Source organism: Klebsiella sp. 1SOBk5mer (genome assembly GCF_046603115.1).
GTDB classification, from domain to species: domain Bacteria; phylum Pseudomonadota; class Gammaproteobacteria; order Enterobacterales; family Enterobacteriaceae; genus Klebsiella; species Klebsiella quasipneumoniae.
In genome coordinates, this window is the sequence record NZ_JBKIUU010000001.1 from 231,749 (window position 1) to 252,299 (window position 20,551).

The 20,551-nt window shown below is 60.4% G+C and carries 18 protein-coding genes; 10 read left to right on the forward strand and 8 right to left on the reverse strand.

Going from position 1 to position 20,551, the window contains the following annotated elements; all coding sequences use genetic code 11:
* Nucleotides 1-2 precede the first annotated feature (2 nt).
* Nucleotides 3-662 carry a fumarylacetoacetate hydrolase family protein gene (locus ACLH1U_RS01150; protein WP_023290208.1) on the forward strand — a complete coding sequence of 220 codons (660 nt, stop codon included), beginning with the start codon at nucleotides 3-5 and terminating at the stop codon, nucleotides 660-662.
* A 94-nt stretch (nucleotides 663-756) separates the two neighbouring features.
* Nucleotides 757-1,203, forward strand: a complete 447-nt coding sequence (locus tag ACLH1U_RS01155) for a YcgN family cysteine cluster protein (RefSeq protein WP_017900197.1) — start codon at nucleotides 757-759, stop codon at nucleotides 1,201-1,203.
* A gap of 6 nt (nucleotides 1,204-1,209) precedes the next feature.
* Here ACLH1U_RS01155 and ACLH1U_RS01160 read toward each other — a convergent pair whose 3' ends face one another.
* The 3 genes from ACLH1U_RS01160 to nhaB form a co-directional block, all read right to left on the reverse strand.
* Nucleotides 1,210-1,554 (reverse strand): DUF1971 domain-containing protein, encoded by a 345-nt coding sequence (locus tag ACLH1U_RS01160; protein ID WP_032453353.1) that lies wholly within the window; start codon nucleotides 1,552-1,554, stop codon nucleotides 1,210-1,212.
* Nucleotides 1,555-1,704: 150 nt separating this feature from the next.
* Nucleotides 1,705-2,235 carry a disulfide bond formation protein DsbB gene (dsbB, locus tag ACLH1U_RS01165; RefSeq protein WP_004203315.1) on the reverse strand — a complete coding sequence of 177 codons (531 nt, stop codon included), beginning with the start codon at nucleotides 2,233-2,235 and terminating at the stop codon, nucleotides 1,705-1,707.
* A gap of 128 nt (nucleotides 2,236-2,363) precedes the next feature.
* Nucleotides 2,364-3,914, reverse strand: a complete 1,551-nt coding sequence (nhaB, locus tag ACLH1U_RS01170) for a sodium/proton antiporter NhaB (RefSeq protein ID WP_023290206.1) — start codon at nucleotides 3,912-3,914, stop codon at nucleotides 2,364-2,366.
* A gap of 248 nt (nucleotides 3,915-4,162) precedes the next feature.
* Here nhaB and fadR point away from each other — a divergent pair, with 248 nt between their 5' ends.
* Complete coding sequence (gene fadR, locus ACLH1U_RS01175) at nucleotides 4,163-4,882, forward strand: fatty acid metabolism transcriptional regulator FadR (protein ID WP_004203311.1); 720 nt, start codon at nucleotides 4,163-4,165, stop codon at nucleotides 4,880-4,882.
* A gap of 74 nt (nucleotides 4,883-4,956) precedes the next feature.
* Here the strand turns inward: fadR and ACLH1U_RS01180 are convergent, their stop codons facing one another.
* Complete coding sequence (locus tag ACLH1U_RS01180; RefSeq protein ID WP_004203310.1) at nucleotides 4,957-6,489, reverse strand: SpoVR family protein; 1,533 nt, start codon at nucleotides 6,487-6,489, stop codon at nucleotides 4,957-4,959.
* A 76-nt stretch (nucleotides 6,490-6,565) separates the two neighbouring features.
* Here ACLH1U_RS01180 and ACLH1U_RS01185 point away from each other — a divergent pair, with 76 nt between their 5' ends.
* The 3 genes from ACLH1U_RS01185 to dadX all read left to right on the forward strand — a co-directional run bounded on the left by ACLH1U_RS01185 (nucleotide 6,566) and on the right by dadX (nucleotide 9,189).
* On the forward strand, nucleotides 6,566-6,712 hold the full coding sequence (locus ACLH1U_RS01185) for a hypothetical protein (RefSeq protein ID WP_032428909.1): 147 nt from the start codon (nucleotides 6,566-6,568) through the stop codon (nucleotides 6,710-6,712).
* 98 nt (nucleotides 6,713-6,810) lie between these two features.
* The gene (locus tag ACLH1U_RS01190; protein WP_044523951.1) at nucleotides 6,811-8,109 is read left to right on the forward strand and encodes a D-amino acid dehydrogenase; all 1,299 of its coding nucleotides are present in this window, start codon (nucleotides 6,811-6,813) and stop codon (nucleotides 8,107-8,109) included.
* 9 nt (nucleotides 8,110-8,118) lie between these two features.
* The gene (dadX, locus tag ACLH1U_RS01195) at nucleotides 8,119-9,189 is read left to right on the forward strand and encodes a catabolic alanine racemase DadX (protein ID WP_023290204.1); all 1,071 of its coding nucleotides are present in this window, start codon (nucleotides 8,119-8,121) and stop codon (nucleotides 9,187-9,189) included.
* Nucleotides 9,190-9,205: 16 nt separating this feature from the next.
* On the opposite strand, the gene ACLH1U_RS01200 is transcribed toward dadX, so the two are convergent.
* Both ACLH1U_RS01200 and ldcA read right to left on the reverse strand, forming a co-directional pair.
* The gene (locus tag ACLH1U_RS01200; protein WP_049013408.1) at nucleotides 9,206-10,939 is read right to left on the reverse strand and encodes a potassium/proton antiporter; all 1,734 of its coding nucleotides are present in this window, start codon (nucleotides 10,937-10,939) and stop codon (nucleotides 9,206-9,208) included.
* Nucleotides 10,940-11,031: 92 nt separating this feature from the next.
* Entirely contained in the window at nucleotides 11,032-11,946 is a 915-nt protein-coding gene (gene ldcA / locus ACLH1U_RS01205; RefSeq protein ID WP_065805727.1) for a muramoyltetrapeptide carboxypeptidase, read from the reverse strand.
* A gap of 175 nt (nucleotides 11,947-12,121) precedes the next feature.
* On the opposite strand from ldcA, the gene emtA reads away from it, so the two are divergent.
* Nucleotides 12,122-12,733: a membrane-bound lytic murein transglycosylase EmtA gene (emtA, locus tag ACLH1U_RS01210; protein ID WP_032453347.1), complete on the forward strand. Its 612-nt coding sequence runs from the start codon at nucleotides 12,122-12,124 to the stop codon at nucleotides 12,731-12,733.
* A 41-nt stretch (nucleotides 12,734-12,774) separates the two neighbouring features.
* On the opposite strand, the gene ACLH1U_RS01215 is transcribed toward emtA, so the two are convergent.
* The gene (locus ACLH1U_RS01215; protein WP_065805725.1) at nucleotides 12,775-14,895 is read right to left on the reverse strand and encodes a TonB-dependent siderophore receptor; all 2,121 of its coding nucleotides are present in this window, start codon (nucleotides 14,893-14,895) and stop codon (nucleotides 12,775-12,777) included.
* 255 nt (nucleotides 14,896-15,150) lie between these two features.
* Nucleotides 15,151-16,884 (reverse strand): alpha,alpha-trehalase, encoded by a 1,734-nt coding sequence (locus tag ACLH1U_RS01220; protein ID WP_411298998.1) that lies wholly within the window; start codon nucleotides 16,882-16,884, stop codon nucleotides 15,151-15,153.
* A 486-nt stretch (nucleotides 16,885-17,370) separates the two neighbouring features.
* Here ACLH1U_RS01220 and ACLH1U_RS01225 point away from each other — a divergent pair, with 486 nt between their 5' ends.
* Genes ACLH1U_RS01225 through ACLH1U_RS01235 form a run of 3 tightly spaced genes read left to right on the forward strand, consistent with a single transcriptional unit; the run spans nucleotide 17,371 to nucleotide 20,545 of the window.
* Nucleotides 17,371-18,810 (forward strand): circularly permuted type 2 ATP-grasp protein, encoded by a 1,440-nt coding sequence (locus ACLH1U_RS01225; protein WP_004180417.1) that lies wholly within the window; start codon nucleotides 17,371-17,373, stop codon nucleotides 18,808-18,810.
* Nucleotides 18,804-19,733, forward strand: coding sequence for an alpha-E domain-containing protein (locus tag ACLH1U_RS01230; RefSeq protein ID WP_002910835.1), 930 nt, complete (start codon nucleotides 18,804-18,806; stop codon nucleotides 19,731-19,733). The genes ACLH1U_RS01225 and ACLH1U_RS01230 overlap by 7 nt, the downstream gene beginning before the upstream one ends.
* The gene (locus ACLH1U_RS01235) at nucleotides 19,730-20,545 is read left to right on the forward strand and encodes a transglutaminase domain-containing protein (protein WP_032453344.1); all 816 of its coding nucleotides are present in this window, start codon (nucleotides 19,730-19,732) and stop codon (nucleotides 20,543-20,545) included. Before ACLH1U_RS01230 ends, ACLH1U_RS01235 begins: the two co-directional genes overlap by 4 nt.
* The last annotated feature ends 6 nt before the right edge of the window (nucleotides 20,546-20,551 follow it).

Here is a 20,551-nt window from a genome sequence, read left to right on the forward strand (position 1 = left end):
TAATGTACCAACATCATAACTGGCAGGGAGCGCTCCTGGATTATCCGGTGAGCAAAGTGGTTTGCGTCGGCAGTAATTATGCAAAGCACATCAAGGAAATGGGCAGTGCGACGCCGGAAGAGCCGGTGCTGTTTATTAAACCTGAGAGCGCGCTGTGCGATCTCCGTCAGCCGTTGGTGCTTCCTGAGGGGCTGGGCTCGGTGCATCACGAAGTCGAGCTGGCGGTGCTGATCGGCGGTACGCTGCGACAGGCGACGGAAGAGCATGTGCAGAAAGGGATTGCCGGCTATGGCGTCGCATTGGATCTCACCCTGCGCGACCTGCAGGCGAAGATGAAAAAGGCCGGGCAGCCGTGGGAAAAAGCCAAAGGCTTCGATAACGCCTGTCCGATCTCCGGCTTTATTCCGGCCGCCGAGTTCCACGGTGACCCGCAGAATACGCCGTTAAGCCTGAAGATTAACGGCGAGGTGCGCCAGCAGGGCACTACCGCCGACATGATCCATAAGATCGTGCCGCTGATCGCCTATATGTCGCGCTTCTTTACTCTCAAAGCCGGGGACGTGATCCTCACCGGCACCCCGGAAGGGGTAGGGCCGCTGCACAGCGGCGACGAGCTGGTGGTCGGCTTCAACGGCCTGTCGCTCACCACCCGGGTACTGTAAGCGTGGTTTGCCGCCTTTTGGGGCGGCAAAACTTGCATCGTCGTGCCAGACTGGTTATAAGGTGCACCCTTAACTGGCAACGACGGACACTTCGATGAGCGAACAACCTTTCTGGCAACAAAAAACCCTGGATGACATGACCGACGCGGAGTGGGAATCGCTGTGTGACGGTTGCGGCCAGTGCTGCCTGCATAAGCTGATGGATGAAGATACCGATGAGATCTACTTCACCAACGTCGCCTGCCGTCAGCTCAATATCAAAACCTGCCAGTGCCGTAACTACGAGCGTCGCTTCGAATATGAGCCGGACTGCATCAAGCTCACGCGCGAAAATCTGCCGACTTTCGAATGGCTGCCGCCGACCTGCGCCTATCGCCTGCTGGCGGAAGGCAAGCCTCTGCCGGCCTGGCACCCGCTGCTGACCGGCTCAAAAGCGGCGATGCACGGCGAACGCATCTCCGTCCGTCATATTGCGGTGCCCGAGTCCACCGTTGTCGACTGGCAGGACCACATCCTTAATCTGCCTGACAGGGCGCGGTAAGCGCCGTCACGCTTTTTTCGCGTGGAACAGCCCGTTTTCACCGTCGGTTTCATCCGCCACCCAGAAGTGAATATTGAAGCGGGCATCGTCGCTGAGTTCGACGCGGTGCCAGTACTGCGGCGGACTGGTGGCAAACTGCCCGGCATGAATGACGACTTTTTTCTCCGGCTCCGTCGCCTGTTCATTGGCAAAACCGTAATAGGTCACCGTACCTTCCATGACGCACAGCTGACCGAAGACGCCGGCTGCGGTGTTGTGGTGGCTCAGCAGGGCGGCGGGGACGTTCTCTTTGGTAAAGAACGGGGTGGAGCGTTTAACTTTCCAGTCTGCGGGGATCAGTAAAGATGACATGTGAGCTCCTGTGGGGCTATATAAGATGTATTTAATATGCATCTTTTGATGGCCGTGGTCAACCGCAGACAGGAAACGATTCAGCGATGAACAGCAGGCACAAAAAAACGCCCCGGAGGGCGTTTCATGATGCGCGGTACTCACAGCGGCTTAGCGGCCAAACAGATCGCGCTTTTTCGCTTTAAAAGGCTGAGCAACGATCACCAGGATAGCCACCACCAGATAGGCCGCGAAAATGCCCACCAGCCATTGCGGCATCTCCAGCGACAGGAACTGCCACTGGCGTACCGAACAGTCGCCGGACGCGACAAACACCTGCGGCAACCATTTATCCAGCGGCAGCCAGCTCGGGAAGCGGGCGGCGAAATCACAGGTCTGGAACGGCGATGGGTGCAACTGGATCATCGTATGTTCCCACGCCAGCTGCAGCCCACGTACCGCGCTGTACAGCCAAATCAGCATGGCGACATAGCGCAGCGGCGTTTTGGGGGCAATGGCGCCCACCAGCCCCGCGCCCATGATGCCAAACAGGGCGCAGCGTTCATAAATGCACATCACACACGGCTGCAGCAGCATCACGTGCTGGAACCACAGCGCGACGAGTTCGAGAATGAACGCGGTCAATGCCATCAGGAGCCAGGCGCCGCGTCCCCGCGAGCACTGGTTTAAATATTGCAACATAATCATTTCCCTGGAAGATGCTAAATCATGGCAGTGTAAACGAAAACCGAACCGACGCCAGCGGCCCGGCGGAAAATATTACGTAACTGGTTATTGAATCGCCCGGGCGAACCCGGGCGACGGGTGGATCAGGGCAGGGTGGGGGTAACCAGCCAGCCGTGAGCCAGCAACCATTCGGTGACCGGCATCAGGGTGAACTCGACGCACAGCAGGCCGACCAGCGTCAGCACGAGGGTGTAGGGCAGAGCCATCCACACCATGCGGCCATAGGAGAGCCGGATAAGCGGCGCCAGCGCGGAAGTCAGCAGGAAGAGGAATGCCGCCTGGCCGTTCGGGGTGGCCACTGACGGCAGGTTGGTGCCGGTATTGATCGCCACCGCCAGCATCTCAAACTGCTTCAGGCTGATGGCGCCATGCTCGAGGGCGGTTTTCGCTTCGTTGATGTAGACCGTACCGACAAAAACGTTATCCGAGATGGAAGACAGCAGGCCGTTAAACAGATAAAACAGTGACAGCTGCGCGTGCGGCGAGGCCTGCAGAACAAACTCGATGACCGGCGTGAACAGCTGCTGGTCGATGATCACCGCCACGACGGCAAAGAATACCGTCAACAGCGCGGTGAAGGGCAACGCCTCGGTGAACGCCTTGCCAATCGCATGTTCATCGGTCACGCCGGTAAAGGTGGTAGCGAGAATGATCACCGACAGGCCAATGAGGCCGACTTCGGCAAGGTGCAATGCGAGGGCTGCGATCAGCCAGACGCCAATCAGCGCCTGGGCAATCAGCCGCAGCCGTTCCTGACGACTGCGCTGCGCGCGGCTGCGATCGTCAAAGTCCTGCAGCACCTTTCGGACCGCTGGCGGCAGCGGCTCGCCGTAGCCAAACAGGCGATACTTTTCCACCAGCAGACAGGTCAGCAGCCCGCAGACCAGCACCGGCAGCGTGATGGGCGACATGCGAATGAAGAATTCGCCAAAATGCCAGCCCGCCGCTTTGGCGATAATCAAGTTTTGCGGCTCGCCGACCATGGTCATGACGCCGCCGAGCGCGGTACCGACGCCGGCGTGCATCATCAGGCTGCGCAGAAAACCGCGGAACTGCTCCAGCACCTCGCGGTAGTGCTGATCGATATGGCTGTCGTCCTGCACATCGCTATCGTCGGGGCGCGCCGAGGCGACGCGGTGATAGATGCCGTAAAACCCGACGGCGACGCTAATCACCACCGCCACCACGGTGAGCGCATCGAGAAAGGCGGAGAGGAAGGCGGCGGCCAGGCAGAAGGCCAGCGACAGCAGCATTTTGCTGCGGATGCCGAGCAGCAGGCGCGTAAAGACGAAGAGCAGCAGCTGCTTCATAAAGTAGATGCCCGCCACCATGAACATCAGCAGGAGCAGCACTTCCAGGTTGCTGGCGATCTCTTCCCGCACATGACCCGGGCTGGTCATGCCGATCAGCACCGCTTCAAATGCCAGCAGCCCCCCCGGCAGCAGTGGATAGCACTTCAGCGCCATGGCGAGGGTAAAGATAAACTCAACCACCAGCAGCCAGCCGGCGACAAACGGCGCTAAGGCGAACACCAGCGGATTGATGATTAAGAAAATAATTAATGCCAGCTTGTACCAGTCAGGCGACTGGCCAAGAAAATTGCGCCACAGCGCGCGGCCATAAGAAATTTCCACGACAGAATCCTTCCCCGTCAATTAGTACATGATTTTGTGCGTAACGATTGGCAAGAGTATCAGCTGAGCAAAATGAGAAGCAACTTTCTTCGCAGCGCGGCGGCGGTTACGGGCGAGAAGGAAAAGCGTAAAGTAAAAACGGAAAATGAAACGGCGATCCCTTTTTAATTCACTTGCGATGCTATCTGCGCTATAGCGGCTCTGGTATGATGAGTGCAATTGCAACAATGTGTAATGGAAATATTATTATGGTCATTAAGGCGCAGAGCCCTGCGGGTTTCGCGGAAGAGTATATCATTGAGAGCATCTGGAATAACCGCTTCCCACCTGGATCGATTCTCCCCGCTGAACGCGAGCTTTCTGAGCTGATCGGTGTCACCCGCACCACTCTGCGCGAAGTGTTGCAGCGTCTGGCGCGTGACGGCTGGTTGACCATTCAGCACGGCAAACCCACCAAAGTGAACAACTTCTGGGAGACCTCCGGGCTGAATATCCTTGAAACGCTGGCGCGTCTGGATCACGACAGCGTCCCGCAGCTGATTGATAACCTGCTCTCCGTGCGCACCAATATTTCCACGATTTTTATTCGCACCGCGTTCCGTCAGCATCCGGATAAAGCGCTGGCGGTGCTGGACAGCGCCCGGGAAGTGGAAGATCACGCCGACGCCTTCGCCGACCTCGATTACAACATTTTCCGCGGTCTGGCGTTCGCCTCCGGCAATCCGATCTATGGTCTGATCCTCAACGGCATGAAGGGGCTGTATACCCGCATTGGCCGCCACTATTTCTCCAGCCCGGAAGCGCGCAGCCTGGCGCTGGGCTTTTATCATCAGCTGGCGAAGGTGTGCGAAGGCGGCCTGCACGATCAGGTGTATGAGCTGGTTCGTCGCTACGGCCATGACAGCGGCGAGATCTGGCACCGGATGCAGAAATCGCTGCCCGGCGATTTAGCCATGAATGTGCGTTAAGCTGGCTTTTCGCCATCGATAAACACAATAAGGGGGCCGATGGCCCCCTTCGTCGTTTTATACGTCCCGTAAAGCTATAGCGCGTTCGGCCGCGCCGGGCAGCGGTCCAGTAGCTCAATGCTGCCGTCGGCGTTCTGCTGCTCCAGCAGCACATCGAACCCCCACAGACGATGCACATGTTTCAGCACTTCGCGCCGCCCTTTGTCCAGCGGGACGCGGTTGTGCGGCACATAGCGCAACGTCAGCGAGCGGTCGCCGCGCAGGTCAACGTTCCACACCTGGATATTCGGCTCAAGATTGCTGAGGTTATATTGCGCTGAGAGCTTGTTGCGGATCTCGCGATAGCCCTCTTCGTTGTGGATCGCCGAGATCTCGAGATAATTGTTGTGGTCGTCGTCGAGCACGGTGAAGAAGCGGAAATCGCGCATGATCTTCGGCGACAGGAACTGGCTGATAAAGCTCTCATCCTTGAAGTCGCGCATGGCGAAATGCAGCGTTTCCAGCCAGTCGGAACCGGCGATATCCGGGAACCAGTACTTGTCCTCTTCGGTGGGCGACTGGCAGATGCGCTTGATGTCCTGGAACATGGCGAAGCCCAGCGCGTAGGGGTTAATCCCACTGTACCACGGACTGTTGTATGGCGGCTGGAACACCACGTTCGTGTGGCTGTGGAGAAACTCCAGCATAAAGCGCTCGGTCACTTTCCCTTCGTCATAGAGATGATTGAGGATGGTGTAGTGCCAGAAGGTGGCCCACCCCTCGTTCATCACCTGGGTCTGTTTCTGCGGGTAGAAATACTGGCTGACTTTGCGCACGATGCGCAGGATCTCGCGCTGCCACGATTCCAGCAGCGGGGCGTTCTTCTCCATAAAGTACAGCAGGTTCTCCTGCGGTTCGGAAGGGTAGCGGCGGGCGGACTCAATCGCCTTCTCCTCTTCGCGCTTCGGCAGGGTGCGCCACAGCATATTCACCTGGCTCTGCAGATACTCTTCCCGGCTTTTCTGCCGCGCCTTCTCCTCCTGCAGAGAGATTTTTTGCGGACGTTTATAGCGGTCGACGCCGTAGTTCATCAGCGCATGGCAGGAGTCGAGCAGTTTCTCCACTTCGTCGACGCCATAGCGTTCTTCGCACTCGGTAATGTATTTGCGGGCGAAGATCAGGTAGTCGATGATTGAGCTGGCGTCGGTCCAGCTGCGAAACAGGTAATTGTTTTTAAAGAACGAATTATGCCCGTAGCAGGCGTGCGCCATCACCAGCGCCTGCATGGTGATGGTGTTTTCTTCCATCAGGTAGGCGATACAGGGGTTGGAGTTGATGACAATCTCATACGCCAGGCCCTGCTGGCCGTGCTTATAGGCCTGCTCGGTCTCAATGAATTTTTTGCCGAACGACCAGTGCGGATAGTTGATGGGCATGCCGACGCTGGAGTAGGCGTCCATCATCTGCTCGGAAGTAATGACTTCGATCTGGTGCGGGTAGGTGTCAAGACGATAGAGCTTAGCGACCCGGTCCACTTCGGCCAGGTAGGTCTCCAGTAACTCAAACGTCCAGTCGGGTCCATCGCTTAAACGGGTGGTGTCCCTGTTCATGGAATCAATCGTAGCCATTAGCGCGCCCTCGTTGTTGTTGGTTTTCTCTGAACGGAAAACCTCTAAACAAGCATAGAACACCGCACAGCAAACTGTGTTGTCAGCCAATCGCTTTTCTTCGCGATTTCCCCATCTCAAAGCCGTTTTTTGCGCTTATTTACAGAATATAATGCTGGGTAAAAATAAAGCGCAGCATGAGATCGTAAATCTCGCAGCGCAGGGCTGGTGCGGTTTGCTGTGAGTTAAGTCACCATAAATAAAGCGTATGTTGAATAATATTTTCATCTGAGTTATCAATTTGTAATTAGATGATTGTTCTTTAACTGTTACGGAGTCGCTATGCGTGTCGTCATACTGGGAAGTGGGGTGGTTGGGGTAGCCAGCGCGTGGTATTTGAGTCAGGCGGGTCATGAGGTGACGGTTATCGACCGTCAGCCCGGTCCGGCAGAGGAGACCAGCGCGGCCAACGCCGGGCAGATTTCTCCCGGCTATGCGGCGCCCTGGGCGGCGCCGGGGGTGCCGCTGAAGGCGATAAAATGGATGTTCCAGCGCCATGCGCCGCTGGCGATCGGCCTTGACGGCACGTCGTTCCAGCTGAAGTGGATGTGGCAGATGCTGCGCAACTGCGACACCCGCCACTATATGGAGAACAAAGGCCGGATGGTGCGCCTGGCGGAGTACAGCCGTGACTGCCTGAAGGCGCTGCGCGACACCACCGGCATTCAGTATGAAGGGCGTCAGGGCGGGACGCTGCAGCTGTTCCGTACCGCCAAACAGTATGAAAACGCCACCCGCGACATCGCGGTGCTGGAGGACGCCGGCGTGCCGTATCAGCTGCTGGAGGCGAAGCGGCTGGCGGAAGTGGAGCCCGCGCTGGCGGAGGTCAGCCACAAACTGACCGGCGGCCTGCGTCTGCCAAACGATGAAACCGGCGACTGCCAGCTGTTTACCACCCGTCTGGCGGCGATGGCGGAACAGGCCGGGGTCACCTTCCGCTTCAACACCCCGGTGGACGCCCTGCTGCAGGAGGGCGATCGCATTGCCGGGGTGAAATGCGGCGATGAGATTATCAAAGGCGACGCCTATGTGATGGCCTTCGGCTCCTACTCGACGGCGATGCTCAAGGGGCTGGTGGATATTCCGGTCTACCCGCTGAAAGGCTATTCGTTAACCATCCCGATTGCCCAGGAAGACGGCGCGCCGGTTTCCACTATCCTTGATGAGACGTATAAAATCGCCATCACCCGTTTCGATCAGCGTATTCGCGTCGGCGGTATGGCCGAGATCGTCGGTTTTAACAAAGCGCTGCTGCAGCCGCGTCGGGAAACTCTGGAGATGGTGGTGCGCGACCTGTTCCCGCGCGGCGGCCACGTTGAGCAGGCCACCTTCTGGACCGGCCTGCGGCCGATGACGCCGGACGGCACGCCGGTGGTCGGGCGCACGGCGTTTAAAAACCTGTGGCTCAACACCGGTCACGGTACCCTCGGCTGGACCATGGCCTGCGGCTCAGGGCAGCTGATCAGCGATTTGATCTCCGGCCGCACGCCGGCGATCCCTTACGACGATCTGGCGGTCGCCCGCTACAGCCCCGGGTTCACCCCGGCGCGTCCGCAGCATCTGCATGGCGCACACAACTAAGGAGCTTGCATGACCCGTCCGGTAGTGGCCAGCATCGACCTGCTGGCCTTGCGGCAGAATTTACAGATAGTGCGTCGCGCGGCCCCCGGGTCGCGCCTGTGGGCGGTGGTCAAAGCTAATGCTTATGGCCATGGCGTGGCGCGGGTATGGAGTGCGTTGAGCGCGGCGGATGGTTTCGCCTTGCTCAACCTGGAAGAGGCGATCCTGCTGCGCGAGCAGGGCTGGAAAGGTCCGATCCTGCTGCTGGAGGGCTTCTTCCATGCCGATGAGCTGGCGGTGCTGGATCAATATCGCTTAACCACCAGCGTTCACAGCAACTGGCAGATTAAGGCGCTGCAGCAGGCGAAGCTGCGCGCGCCGCTGGATATCTATCTCAAGGTGAACAGCGGCATGAACCGGCTGGGCTTTATGCCGGAGCGGGTGCATACCGTCTGGCAGCAGCTGCGGGCGATAAGCAATGTCGGCGAGATGACGCTGATGTCGCACTTCGCGGAGGCGGAGAACCCGCAGGGGATTGTCGAGCCGATGCGCCGTATTGAACAAGCGGCGGAGGGACTGGATTGCCCGCGCTCGCTGGCCAACTCGGCGGCGACCCTCTGGCATCCGGAAGCGCATTTTGACTGGGTTCGACCGGGCATCGTGCTGTATGGCGCGTCGCCCTCAGGGCAGTGGCAGGACATCGCGAACACCGGCCTGAAGCCGGTGATGGCCCTGCGCAGCGAAATCATCGCCGTGCAGAACCTGCGCCCCGGCGAGGCGATCGGCTATGGCGGCCTGTATCGCACCACTCAGGAGCAGCGGATCGGCATTGTCGCCTGCGGCTATGCCGACGGCTATCCGCGGGTGGCGCCGAGCGGCACGCCGGTGCTGGTGGACGGCGTGCGGACTACCACCGTCGGGCGCGTGTCGATGGATATGCTGGCGGTCGATTTAACCCCCTGTCCGCAGGCCGGGATTGGCGCGCCGGTCGAACTGTGGGGCAAAGAGATTAAAATCGACGACGTGGCGGCCAGCTGCGGCACCGTCGGCTATGAGCTGATGTGCGCCCTGGCGCCGCGGGTGCCGGTTGTGACCCTGTAACGTATTCCGGGGCGGATCACTCCGCCTCGTCTTCCGCGACCCGGACCCCTACCTTCAGCACGTGATCGTTCTCTTTTTCCGCTACTGTCCACACCATCCCGGCGAACTCCACCTGGTCGCCCACCACCGGCGCGGCGCCCAGCAGCTGCTGAACCACTTCCCCCAGCGACTGCTGATGTTCGCGGAACTCCTCTCCGCCGTCGATGCCGTAGATTTGCGCCACATCGGCGAAGCGGGCCTCGGCATCAAGGATAAAGTCGCCGAAAAAGCGCTGATCGAGCGCCACCGGCGGCGACTGGCTGAACATTTTGCCCAGCGCAGGCAGGTCGTGTTCCCGGCCAATGACGCACAGGATATCGCCTTCCCGCAGGCGGGTGCTGCCGGTGGGGTGCAGCAGGACATTGTTGCGAAACAGCGCGGCAATCCGCGTCTCCGGCGGCATATGCAGGTCGCGCAGCGCCGCGCCGATGCACCATTTATCGGCCCCCAGCTGGTAGACAAACTGCTCCCACGGGTTTTCCGGGTGAATATCCAGCCCGACGCGGGAGATGGGCCAGCTGACGGGCGGCACCACCACTTTGGCTTTTTTCGCCGCCCACGATAGCGAGGTGCCCTGCAGCAGCAGCGACACCAGCACCACGAAGAAGGCGACATTGAAGAACAGGCGGGCGTTGTCCAGGCCGGCCATCATCGGGAACACCGCGAGAATAATCGGCACCGCGCCGCGCAGGCCAACCCAGCTGATAAACACCCGTTCACGGAGGTTAAACCCGCGGAACGGCAGCAGACCGGCAAACACCGACAGCGGACGGGCAATGAAAATCATCCACATCGACAGCAGCAGCGCCGGGATAGCGATCGGCAGCAGGTCGGAGGGCGTCACCAGCAGGCCCAGCACCAGGAACATGGCGATTTGCGCCAGCCACGCCAGACCGTCGAAGTTCTGCAGGATACCGTGCCGGTTGCGGATCGGCCGGTTGCCCAACAAAAAGCCGCAGAGATAGACGGCGAGGATACCGCTGCCGTCGAGGGTGGTGGTGACGGCGAAAATCATGATCCCGCCGCTCAGCGCCAGCAGCGGATAGAGCCCGGCGGGCAGCACGATGCGGTTGATCATCTGCAGCAGCAGGTAGCCGCCGCCGAGGCCGATGGCGATCCCGAGGCCAAACTGTTGAATGATATGCACGGCGAACATCCAGCTGAGGCCGGTCTGGTGCTGCTGGATCATTTCGATCAGGGTGATGGTCAGGAAAACCGCCATCGGGTCGTTACTGCCTGACTCTATTTCCAGCGTCGAGCCGACGCGCTCGTTGAGCCCCTTGCCGCCGAGCAGCGAGAAGACCGCTGCGGCGTCGGTGGAGCCGACAATGGCGCCGATCAGCAGGCCTTCGATCATATCCAGTTTGAACAGCCAGGCCGCCATCATCCCGGTGAGCGCCGAAGTGATCAGCACCCCGACCGTCGCCAGCGACAGCGCCGGCCACAGCGCCACGCGAAAGGAGCTGGCCTGGGTGCGCATCCCGCCGTCCAGCAGGATCACCGCCAGCGCCAGGTTACTCACCATGTAGGCGAAGGGGTAGTTGTCGAAGGGGATGCCGCCGATGCCGTCAATGCCTGCCAGCATCCCGATAGCCAGAAAGATGACCAGAATCGGGATGCCAAGGCGAGAAGAAAAGGAGCTCAATAAGATACTGCAGGTTACTAAAACAGAACCCAGAATAAACAGACTAATGACCGCAGCGGCGTCCAATGTTCACGTACTCCCTGACTGGCGTGAAAAAATGGCTAAAAGTGACACTATTTTAACAATTCGCAGGGGATCCGCCTATGCGTCTGACAAATTTATTCTGCCAGCACCGGGTGGCCGCTGATTGTCAGGGTGGTGGCCGCCGCCTGATTCACCAGCCGCGCGCGCGCCCCCAGCGGCAGGGTCACCGTGCGCTGCTCGTGACCAAACTCCAGTCCGCTAATCATCGGTACAGAGAGCTGCTGGCGCAGGTAATCAAAGACCTGCGGCAGGTCGTATCCCGCGTCATAGACGTTCGGCGTGCCGCCGGTGAAGCTGCCGAAGATCACCGCCTTCTGCGCCGCCAGTACGCCGCTGTGCAACAGCTGAAGCAGCATGCGTTCGACGCGGAACGGGTGCTCATTGATATCCTCCACCACCAGGATGCCGTCGCGGATCGCCGGCAGCCACGGGGTGCCGATAAGCGAGGTCAGCATCGCCAGATTCCCGCCCCACAGGGTGCCTTCCACCCGGCAGTTCGGCCCTTCGCCCGGCCATTCGAGGGTGAATTCCGGCTGGCGCAGCGCCTGCCAGAAATGGTGTTCGGTAAACGGATCGAGGGTCTCCGCGCCGAAGTTGCCCGCGAGCATCGGCCCGCTGAAGGTGACGACATTGCCCAGGGCCAGCAGGCCCGACTGGATGGCGGTGAAATCGCTGTGGCCGCAAATCAGCAGCGGGTCGCGCTGCTGGCGGGCAATCAGCCCCTGCCAGTCGATATGCGGCAGCAGACGACTGGCGCCGTAGCCGCCGCGCACCGCGAGAACGATCCGGTTGCGCCCGGGCAGCTGGGCAAGCTGGTTAATATCGGCCAGCCGTTCATGTTCAGTCCCGGCGAAACGCTGCAGCCGGCGGGGAATGACCTGCTGGTGGGCCACCTCGTGTCCGGCCTGCTGCAGACGCTCGACGCCGCGGGCCGCCGCTTGCTGGTTGATGCAATAACCGGATGGCGCGACCAGATAAAACTGAGACATGATAATTCCTTGCTATGAATGAAAGGGTTATGATGCCGCCTGGAATGGCGATTGTCATCTCCAGGTGGCTAACTTCAATCCGCACCCGTCATCCATCAGGCTGTCGGCGGGCGGGGGTCGTACCGCTGCCGTCGTTCTGCAGCATGATGGCGTTTGGGTAGATAAGGATAGATGTGTGAAATTGAGATGGTTGCTTATTTTAGTCGTTTTTCTGGCCGGTTGTAGTTCGAAACATGATTACACCAATCCGCCGTGGAACCCCGAGGTCCCGGTGAAGCGGGCGATGCAGTGGATGCCGATCAGTGAAAAAGCCGGCGCCGCCTGGGGCGTGGATCCGCAGCTGATCACGGCGATTATCGCCATCGAGTCGGGCGGTAACCCTGCGGTAGTGAGTAAATCCGGCGCCGTCGGGCTGATGCAGCTTAAGCCGTCGACCTCCGGACGCGATGTCTATCGGCGGATGGGCTGGCGCGGCGAGCCGTCGGTCAGTGAGCTGAAAAACCCGGAACGGAATATCTCGATGGGGGCCGCCTATCTGAGCATTCTGGAAAACGGCCCGCTGGCGGGGATCAAAGACCCGCAGGTGATGCGCTATGCGGTGGTGGTCTCCTACGCCAACGGCGCGGGCGCGCTGTTGCGCACCTTCTCGTCAAGCCGGCAGGACGCCATCGACGAGATTAACGATCTCGACGCCGATGAGTTCTTCGAGCATGTGGTGAAAAAACACCCGGCTCCGCAGGCGCCGCGCTATATCTGGAAGCTGCAGAAAGCGCTGGATGCCATGTAATCCCTCGTTTGGCCTCCGGGAGTCTCCCGGAGGCCACGTCCTCAGAAATCGTAGCCGACGGTAGCCATCACGCTGCGCTCTGCTCCCCAGTAGCAGTTGCCGGTGCCGTAGCAGCCGGAAACGTATTCACGATTGCCGATATTGTTGGCGTTAACCTGCACATAAGCGCCTTTCAGCCCCGGCGACCAGACGCCGAGGTCGGCCCGCATCATGGCATCCATCAACGTCACCGACGGCAGCCGCGCGGTGTTGGCATCATCCGCCCACTGTTTGCCGATGTAGCGGACGCCGGCGCCCACCGAGATCCCCGCCGGGAACTGATAGCGCGCCCAGAAGGAGGCCATCTGATCCGGGGTCAGCTGCGGCGTGTTGTTGTCGGTACCGTCCTTAGTGTCCTGGAAGCGAAGACGATTCCAGGTATACGAGGCGATAGTGCTCAGCTGCGGCGTGATCTGATGGTGCGCTTCCAGTTCGACGCCCTGGGAATGCACTTTCCCCGCAGGAATATAGGTGGCGGTGGCGATGTTCGGGTCGCGGGTGGCGACATCCTTTTGCGTCAGGTCGTAAATCGCGATGCTGTAGAGGTCGCTGCTGCCCGGCGGCTGGAACTTCAGGCCGGCTTCAAACTGTTCGGCGGTGGTCGGTTTCAATGGTTTGCCATCCGCGCCGGGCAGCATCGCCGGGGTAATCGCCTGACTGTAGCTCAGATAGGGTGAAAGCCCGTTGTCCAGAGCGAACAACAGCGAGGCGCGGCCGCTGATATGATCGTCTGAACGGCGGTTCGAGGTGCCTTGGGTGTCGCTGACCTGCTGGGAAACGATGCGATCATAGCGGGCGGAAACATCCATATGCCAGCGGTCCCAGACCATCTCATCCTGCAGATACAGCCCGGTCTGGTAATAGCGGCGATTATTGTCATCGCTGTAGGTCACGGTATGCCCGGTCTGGGCGGTATAGCCGGTAAACGGGTTAAGCGGCGCCGCGCCGCCGGCGCCGGTCCACAGATCGTTGCGGAAGCGATGATATTCGGCGCCGAGGATCAGGGTATGCGCCAGATCGCCAGTGTTGAAATCGGCGCGCAGGCGGTTATCGGTTGACCAGCCGTCCAGCGAACCGCGCGAGCCGCTGTAGCCGCGGGCCAGCCTATCGCTGTCATCTATCCAGCCGACCTGGTAGACCTGATCGAGGGAGACGTTGGTGTGGGTGTAGCTCCCGGCGGAATAGACCGACCAGACGTCGGTGAACTGGTGGTCAAACTCATAGCTGTAGATCTGCTGACGGCGCTGATAGCCATCTCCCGGATCGCCCTCGTTGGTGCTGGTGGAGAGCTTACGGCCATTGTGCGCGTAGCGGGTGCCGTCCAGCGGCAAAGAGCCATGATAGCCGCCGGAAGGATCTTTTTGCAGATAGGCGCGCAGCAGCAGCGAGGTGTCGCTGTCCGGCTGCCACAGCAGGGAAGGCGAAATGGCGTAGCGCTCTTCGCGGGTATGGTCATACTGCGTGTCGCTGCTGCGGGTCATACCGATCAGCCGCCATGCCCACTGCTCATTGATGGCGTCGGTGTAATCGAAGGCCGCGCCTTTGGTATTTTGCGTTCCGCCAGTCAGGCGGACGTGGCCCTGCTGACTGAACTGCGGGCGCTTGGAGGTCAGGTTGACCACGCCGCCCGGCACGCTTTGCCCGTAGAGCGCGGAGGAAGGGCCGCGGATCACATCGACGCGTTCGATAAACCATGGGTCGATCTGCACAACGTTATGGCTGCCGCCGTCGCTCATCAGGCGCATGCCGTCGAGGAACAGGTTATCGACGTCGCCGCCGTGGTAGCCGCGCAGGGAGATGGCGTCAAACCGGGTGGCGCCGCCGCCGAAGCTGGAGTAGACCCCTGGGGTATATTCCAGCGCCTGGCTGATGGTATTCGCCCCCTGATCCGCCATCTGCTGGCGGGTGACAACCGACACCGACTGGGCGGTGGTGATTAACGGCTGGTCGGTTTTCGTCGCCCCGAGCGAGGTGCTGGCGCTATAGCCTTCAGTCGGCGCGCTGGCAGACGCCGGCGGGCTGGCCGTCACCACCACCGTCTCTTCGGCCTGCGCGGTGAAGGGAAGTGCGACCGCGAGGGCGTACAGCAGCCCCGGGCGTTTTCGAGAAATAGCCACGTTCATAAGATCATCCTGAACCAGCGCGGTCTGGTACTCCTGTACGCCGCCGCGGGAAAAACGAATCTGTCATTATTCGTTAAAAAGTAATGCGAATTATTATTGTTTGTATTTGTGCAATCAAGCGAAAAGGTGACCTGTTCAGCGCGAGGGGGTGGAGAGGTGTTTCCCGCGAGCCGCAGAATGGGCCTGCGCGGGAGGGTCGTGACCAGGGAGACCGCTTCACCCCTACCGATTTTGGTAGGGGGAAGCGGAACAGCGTCAGGAGCCGGTCTTTTGCGGTGCCGCAGGGGCGGGGTCGTTAGCGGCGGGTTTGTCCTGTAGTGAAGGCGTTGTCGCCGGACGGGTGGCGGGCAGCGCATCGCAGGGTTTCTCCTGCGGGCAGATCAGGTCCAGCATCTTAAGGGTGACGCCGTTGGTCCAGCCAAAACCGTCCTGCAGTGGATATTCCCCACCGCCGCCGCCGGTGCCGGTCGAACTCACATCATACTTCTCCACCAGCTTTTGTTTGCTGTCATAGGTATGCTGCACGTTGGTCAGGAAACGCCAGCTGACCTCCATGGCGATCTTCTGCTGGCCATAGTTTTGCAGCCCCTCGACGGCCACCCACTGCAGCGGCGCCCAGCCGTTGGGGGCGTCCCACTGCTGGCCGCTGTTGATGGTGGTGGTGGTCAGCCCGCCGGGTTTGAGCAGCCGCGACTCGGCGGCGGCCGCCACTTTCGTCGCCCGCTCGCGTGACGCGGCATTGACGTACAGCGGGAACAGCGCCGCGGCGGTCAGCTGATTGCGCACCTTGTGGCTTTTCAGATCGTAATCGGCGTACCACCCCTCTTTTTCATTCCACAGGTATTTCTCGATAGCCTGCTGGCGGGTGTTGGCCAGCGCATCGTACCGCGTAGCGCCGGCGCTGTCCCCCGCAGCTTTACTGGCGCGGGCGAGGGTTTTCTCCAGATGGAACATCAGGGCATTGAGATCGACCGGGACAATTGAGGTGGTGCGAATGGTGGCGAGCTGCTGCGGATTGTCCATCCAGCGGGAGCTGAAATCCCAGCCGGAAGCGGCGGCGGAGCGCAGGTCGCGATAGATCTCGGTGGCCGGACGATTCGGGTTGCTTTTGGCGGTTTTGACGTCGTCAAGCCAGGACTCGGGGCGCGGGGTGTCGTTATCGTCCCAGTAGCGGTTGAGCAGCGCGCCATCGGCCATCCGCACCGCCCGTTTGTCGGCGCTGCCGGGAGCCAGCGCGTCCGCCCCTGCCATCCAGTAGCGATACTCTTTCTCCAGCTGCGGCTGGTAGGTTTTCAGCACCTGGTCGCCATCGTGCGTCGCCAGCAGGCTTACCATAAAGGAGAAGAAGGGGGGCTGCGAACGGCTGAGGTAATAGGTGCGGTTACCGTTGGGGATATGGCCCCAGGTGTCAATTTCCGCGGCGAAGTTGGCGACCATATCTTCGACTTTATCCCAGTGACCGCTTTCGGCAAGACCCAGCATGGTGAAATAGCTGTCCCAGTAATAGACTTCGCGAAAGCGTCCTCCGGGGACCACGTAGGGCTTAGGCAGCGGCAGCAGCGAGTCCCACTTTTCCACCTCGACGGTGCTGCGGGTCAGGACCGGCCACAGGCCGTCGATATGCTGACGCAGGGTTTGCCCTTTGGGCGGCACATAGGTGTCGTTCTCTTTCGGCAGCGTGAAGTTCAGCTCGACGAAGTGGCGCAGGTCGAAGCTGGCCTGGTTTTTTTGCATCCGGTAATCGGCAAGGATCATCAGCGGATCGCTGTTAGGGATCGCGTCGGCGAAGGTTTTTTGATCGGCAAAGAGCTTCGCGCTCTGGATATCATTGAACAACGGGCCCAGCAGAATATCCGGCGAGGGTGGCGGCGCGGTTTTGCCGTCTTCCGCCTGGACATTCAGGCTCATCAGGGCGAGCAGGGCGCCGCCGATCGCCAGGCGCAGGGAACAGGGCAAAGCAGCGGGACGATGTGCATCAGTACTCGTCATGGGGAGTTCTCCTTATCATTATCGACTGCGGGCCACGACGTTTGGCCATCCAAAAACCTTAGACGAATATCTGCCGCTGCGCGTGTCAGGGGTAACATTTTGCGCGAAAACAGAGGATTTACCTGCCTGGTTTTCTGCTACAACCGCCGGCAAAGCGATTAGTCTTACAGACAAGCCAACGCGCCCGGGCCACTGGCCACGGCGCGCTGGCGGCGAATACCAGCGGATCGAGAAGGGTTGTGAGGCCCGGCCTGCGGCACACTGGCTGACGGCGCTGGCGTCCACCATGGCGCAAAAATCGCCGCCCTGCCTCACGACGGTGCAACCGCAGGCGGGCGCAGGCGGCCATTGTGGCGATTTTTTGCACAATCAGACGGCGGGTCAGAACCGATTTGCACAACGCCGCGGCGGCGGATGACCTGGCATAATTAATGCTTATCTCTTACCGGGATTACCACAAAGTGAGTACAACCGGAGGAGACGGCCATGATAAAAATAACGCTTCCTGACGGGCATTATTATGACGAGATGCTGACCGCCCAGGGTGAACAGCGGCCGCACTATAATGCCTGGTGGCAATGGTTTCGCAACACCGATCAATTCTCTATCCGGCAGAAAAAAGCGCAAGCGGAACTGCTCTTTCACCGTATCGGCATCACTTTTAACGTTTACGGCGAGGATGAAGGGACCGAGCGGCTGATCCCGTTTGACAGCGTGCCGCGGATCATCCCCGCCGGGGAGTGGCAGCGCATTGACCGCGGTATACGCCAGCGGGTGAAAGCGCTAAACGCTTTTCTCTATGACATCTATCATGAGCAGAATATCCTGCGTGCGGGGCTGATCCCGGCCGAACAGGTGCTGGCCAACGAGCAGTATCAGCCGTGCATGCAGGGCATCAACCTGCCAAACAACACCTATGCCCATATCACCGGCGTCGATATGGTGCGCAATAACGACGGACAGTACTACGTGCTGGAGGATAATCTGCGCACGCCGTCCGGCGTCTCCTACATGCTCGAAAACCGTAAGATGATGATGCGCCTCTATCCGGAGATGTTCGAGCAGCATCACATTGCGCCGGTGGAGCGCTACCCGAGCTACCTCCTGCAGACCCTGCGCGAAAGTTCGCTGGTGGATGATCCCTGCGTCGTGGTGATGACGCCGGGTCGCTTCAACAGCGCCTACTTCGAGCACAGCTTCCTGGCGCAGCAGATGGGGGTTGAGCTGGTGGAAAGCGCCGACCTGTTTATTAAAAACGGCGCGGTGTATATGCGCACCACCGAGGGGCCGCGGCGGGTGGATGTGATTTATCGCCGCATCGATGACGCCTGGCTCGACCCGCTGGCCTTCCGCGCCGATTCGATGCTCGGCGTACCGGGGCTGTTGTCCGTTTATCGCGCCGGCGGCGTGGTGCTGGCCAACGCCATCGGCACCGGGGTGGCCGACGACAAATCGATCTACCCGTACGTCCCGGAGATGATCCGCTTTTACCTCGGCGAACAGCCGATCCTCAGCAATATCCCCACCTGGCAGTGCCGGAAAGCGGAGGACCTGCGCTACGTGCTGAGCAATCTGGAGCTAATGGTGGTCAAGGAGGTCCATGGCGCCGGGGGCTACGGCATGCTGGTCGGCCCGCGTTCCACCAAAGAGGAGCGGGAGGCCTTCCGCCAGCGCCTGCTGGCCAATCCGGCCAACTATATCGCCCAGGACACCCTCGCGCTGTCGACCTGCCCGACCTTCGTTGATGAAGGGCTGTCGCCGCGGCATATCGATTTACGCCCCTACGTGCTGTCCGGGCAGGAGATGCGGCTGGTGCCTGGCGGCCTGACCCGCGTGGCGCTGACCGAAGGGTCGCTGGTGGTCAACTCGTCGCAGGGCGGCGGAACCAAGGATACCTGGGTGATGGAGGATGACGCATCATGCTAAGTCGTACGGCGAGTGAACTGTTCTGGATGGCCCGCTATCTTGAGCGGGCGGAGAGCTACGCCCGGGTGCTGGACGTGACCTGGAAATTATCAATGATCCCCCGCCACAGTCAGCAGTCGCGGGATCTGGCGCTGCCGCTGAATTTGTCGATGACCCACGAGCTGTTTCAGGCGCGCCACGCCCGCTTTACCATGAGCAATCTGCTCAACTTTTTTGCCCTCGATGGCAACAACCCCTGCAGTATTTACAGCTGCGTGGAGATGGCGTGGAACAACGCGCACGCGGTGCGCGGCAGTCTGTCGGCCGAAGTGTGGGAGAGCATCAATGCCACCCGCATCGAGCTGCGAACCCTCCGCCAGCAGGGGCTGGGCGAGCTGGGGAGCGACGGCTTTTTCGAGTGGGTGAAAGAGCGGGTGCATCTGTTTCGCGGGGCGGTGATTGGCACGCTGCTTCGCAACGACGCCCTGAGCTTTATCGGTATCGGCACGCTGATCGAGCGTGCGTTCGCCACCACCCAGCTGCTGCTGATTAAGGATCAACAGCTGACCAACGATCCGGACCCGGTGCGCGAATACTACCGGCTGGATACCCTGCTCAATGCGGTCAGCGCCCGCGAAGCTTACAACAGCCTCTACCGCCAGCCGGTCAGTCGCGAAACGGTGATGGAGCTGCTGATCCTGCGTAACGATATTCCACGTTCGCTGCGCGCCAGCATTGCCGACCTGGTGGGCGAACTGGAGAAGATCGCCAACGATCGCTCCTATCAGCCGCTGCGCCTCGCCCATCAGCTCAACGTTGACCTGCGCTTCAGCACCCGTGACGACCTGGCGCAGGCGGACCTGCAGACCACGCTTAACGGACTGCTGGCGAGAATTAACGCCCTGTCCGACAGCATCAGACAAACCTATCTGGAGGCCTTATGAAACTGGTCATCGATCATCTCACCCGCTACGGCTACGATGAAGAAGTGAAGTTTTCCACCCAGTATCTGCGCCTGACGCCGCGCAGCACCGGACGGCAGACCATCACCGCCTGGACGCTGACCCTGCCGGACGGCGCGGCGGTGACCACCACCGACGGCTGGGGCAATGTGCTGCATGTGCTGACGCTGGATAACCCGCACAAAGAGATCACCATCCGCGCCAGCGGGATTGTCGATATCGCCGACGAGGGGGAAGAGACGCGTGATGAAGAGGCCGAGCTGCTGTCGCCGCTGGTTTTTCTGCGCTCTACGCCGCTGACCCGCGCCGATACGGCGATCCGCGAGTTTGCCCAGCGCCTCTATCGTCCCGATGCGGCGGAAGAGAGTTTGAATCAACTGATGGCGGATCTGCTGTTAAGAATGCCATACTCCCCCGGCGCGACCCAGGTGCAGGACTCCGCTGCCGACGCCTTCGCCCGGGCGAAGGGAGTGTGCCAGGATCATACCCATGTTTTTCTCGCCTGCTGCCGGGCGCTGGATATCCCGGCGCGCTACGTCAGCGGCTATGTCTACAGCGATAACGCCCAGCATGTGGCGATGCATGCCTGGGCGGAAGTGTGGCTCGACGGCCGCTGGCTGTCGTTTGATATCACCAATAATACCCGTCGTCTGAATCAGCATCTGCGGCTGGCGACCGGGCTGGATTATCTCGACGCCTGCCCGGTACGGGGCACCCGGTTGGGCGGCGGCGGGGAGATTATGTTAACCAACGCTGAAGTGCGCGAACACAGCCAGCAGGCGCAGCAGCAATAATACGGG

What these genes read in the sequence shown, in the direction of transcription:
- ACLH1U_RS01150 (WP_023290208.1), top strand. Translation starts at nt 3, where the DNA reads ATGTACCAACATCATAACTGGCAGGGAGCGCTCCTGGATTATCCGGTG.
- ACLH1U_RS01155 (WP_017900197.1), top strand. Translation starts at nt 757, where the DNA reads ATGAGCGAACAACCTTTCTGGCAACAAAAAACCCTGGATGACATGACC.
- ACLH1U_RS01160 (WP_032453353.1), bottom strand. Translation starts at nt 1,554, where the DNA reads ATGTCATCTTTACTGATCCCCGCAGACTGGAAAGTTAAACGCTCCACC.
- dsbB (WP_004203315.1), bottom strand. Translation starts at nt 2,235, where the DNA reads ATGTTGCAATATTTAAACCAGTGCTCGCGGGGACGCGGCGCCTGGCTC.
- fadR (WP_004203311.1), top strand. Translation starts at nt 4,163, where the DNA reads ATGGTCATTAAGGCGCAGAGCCCTGCGGGTTTCGCGGAAGAGTATATC.
- ACLH1U_RS01180 (WP_004203310.1), bottom strand. Translation starts at nt 6,489, where the DNA reads ATGGCTACGATTGATTCCATGAACAGGGACACCACCCGTTTAAGCGAT.
- ACLH1U_RS01190 (WP_044523951.1), top strand. Translation starts at nt 6,811, where the DNA reads ATGCGTGTCGTCATACTGGGAAGTGGGGTGGTTGGGGTAGCCAGCGCG.
- dadX (WP_023290204.1), top strand. Translation starts at nt 8,119, where the DNA reads ATGACCCGTCCGGTAGTGGCCAGCATCGACCTGCTGGCCTTGCGGCAG.
- ldcA (WP_065805727.1), bottom strand. Translation starts at nt 11,946, where the DNA reads ATGTCTCAGTTTTATCTGGTCGCGCCATCCGGTTATTGCATCAACCAG.
- ACLH1U_RS01215 (WP_065805725.1), bottom strand. Translation starts at nt 14,895, where the DNA reads ATGAACGTGGCTATTTCTCGAAAACGCCCGGGGCTGCTGTACGCCCTC.
- ACLH1U_RS01220 (WP_411298998.1), bottom strand. Translation starts at nt 16,884, where the DNA reads ATGACGAGTACTGATGCACATCGTCCCGCTGCTTTGCCCTGTTCCCTG.
- ACLH1U_RS01225 (WP_004180417.1), top strand. Translation starts at nt 17,371, where the DNA reads ATGATAAAAATAACGCTTCCTGACGGGCATTATTATGACGAGATGCTG.
- ACLH1U_RS01230 (WP_002910835.1), top strand. Translation starts at nt 18,804, where the DNA reads ATGCTAAGTCGTACGGCGAGTGAACTGTTCTGGATGGCCCGCTATCTT.
- ACLH1U_RS01235 (WP_032453344.1), top strand. Translation starts at nt 19,730, where the DNA reads ATGAAACTGGTCATCGATCATCTCACCCGCTACGGCTACGATGAAGAA.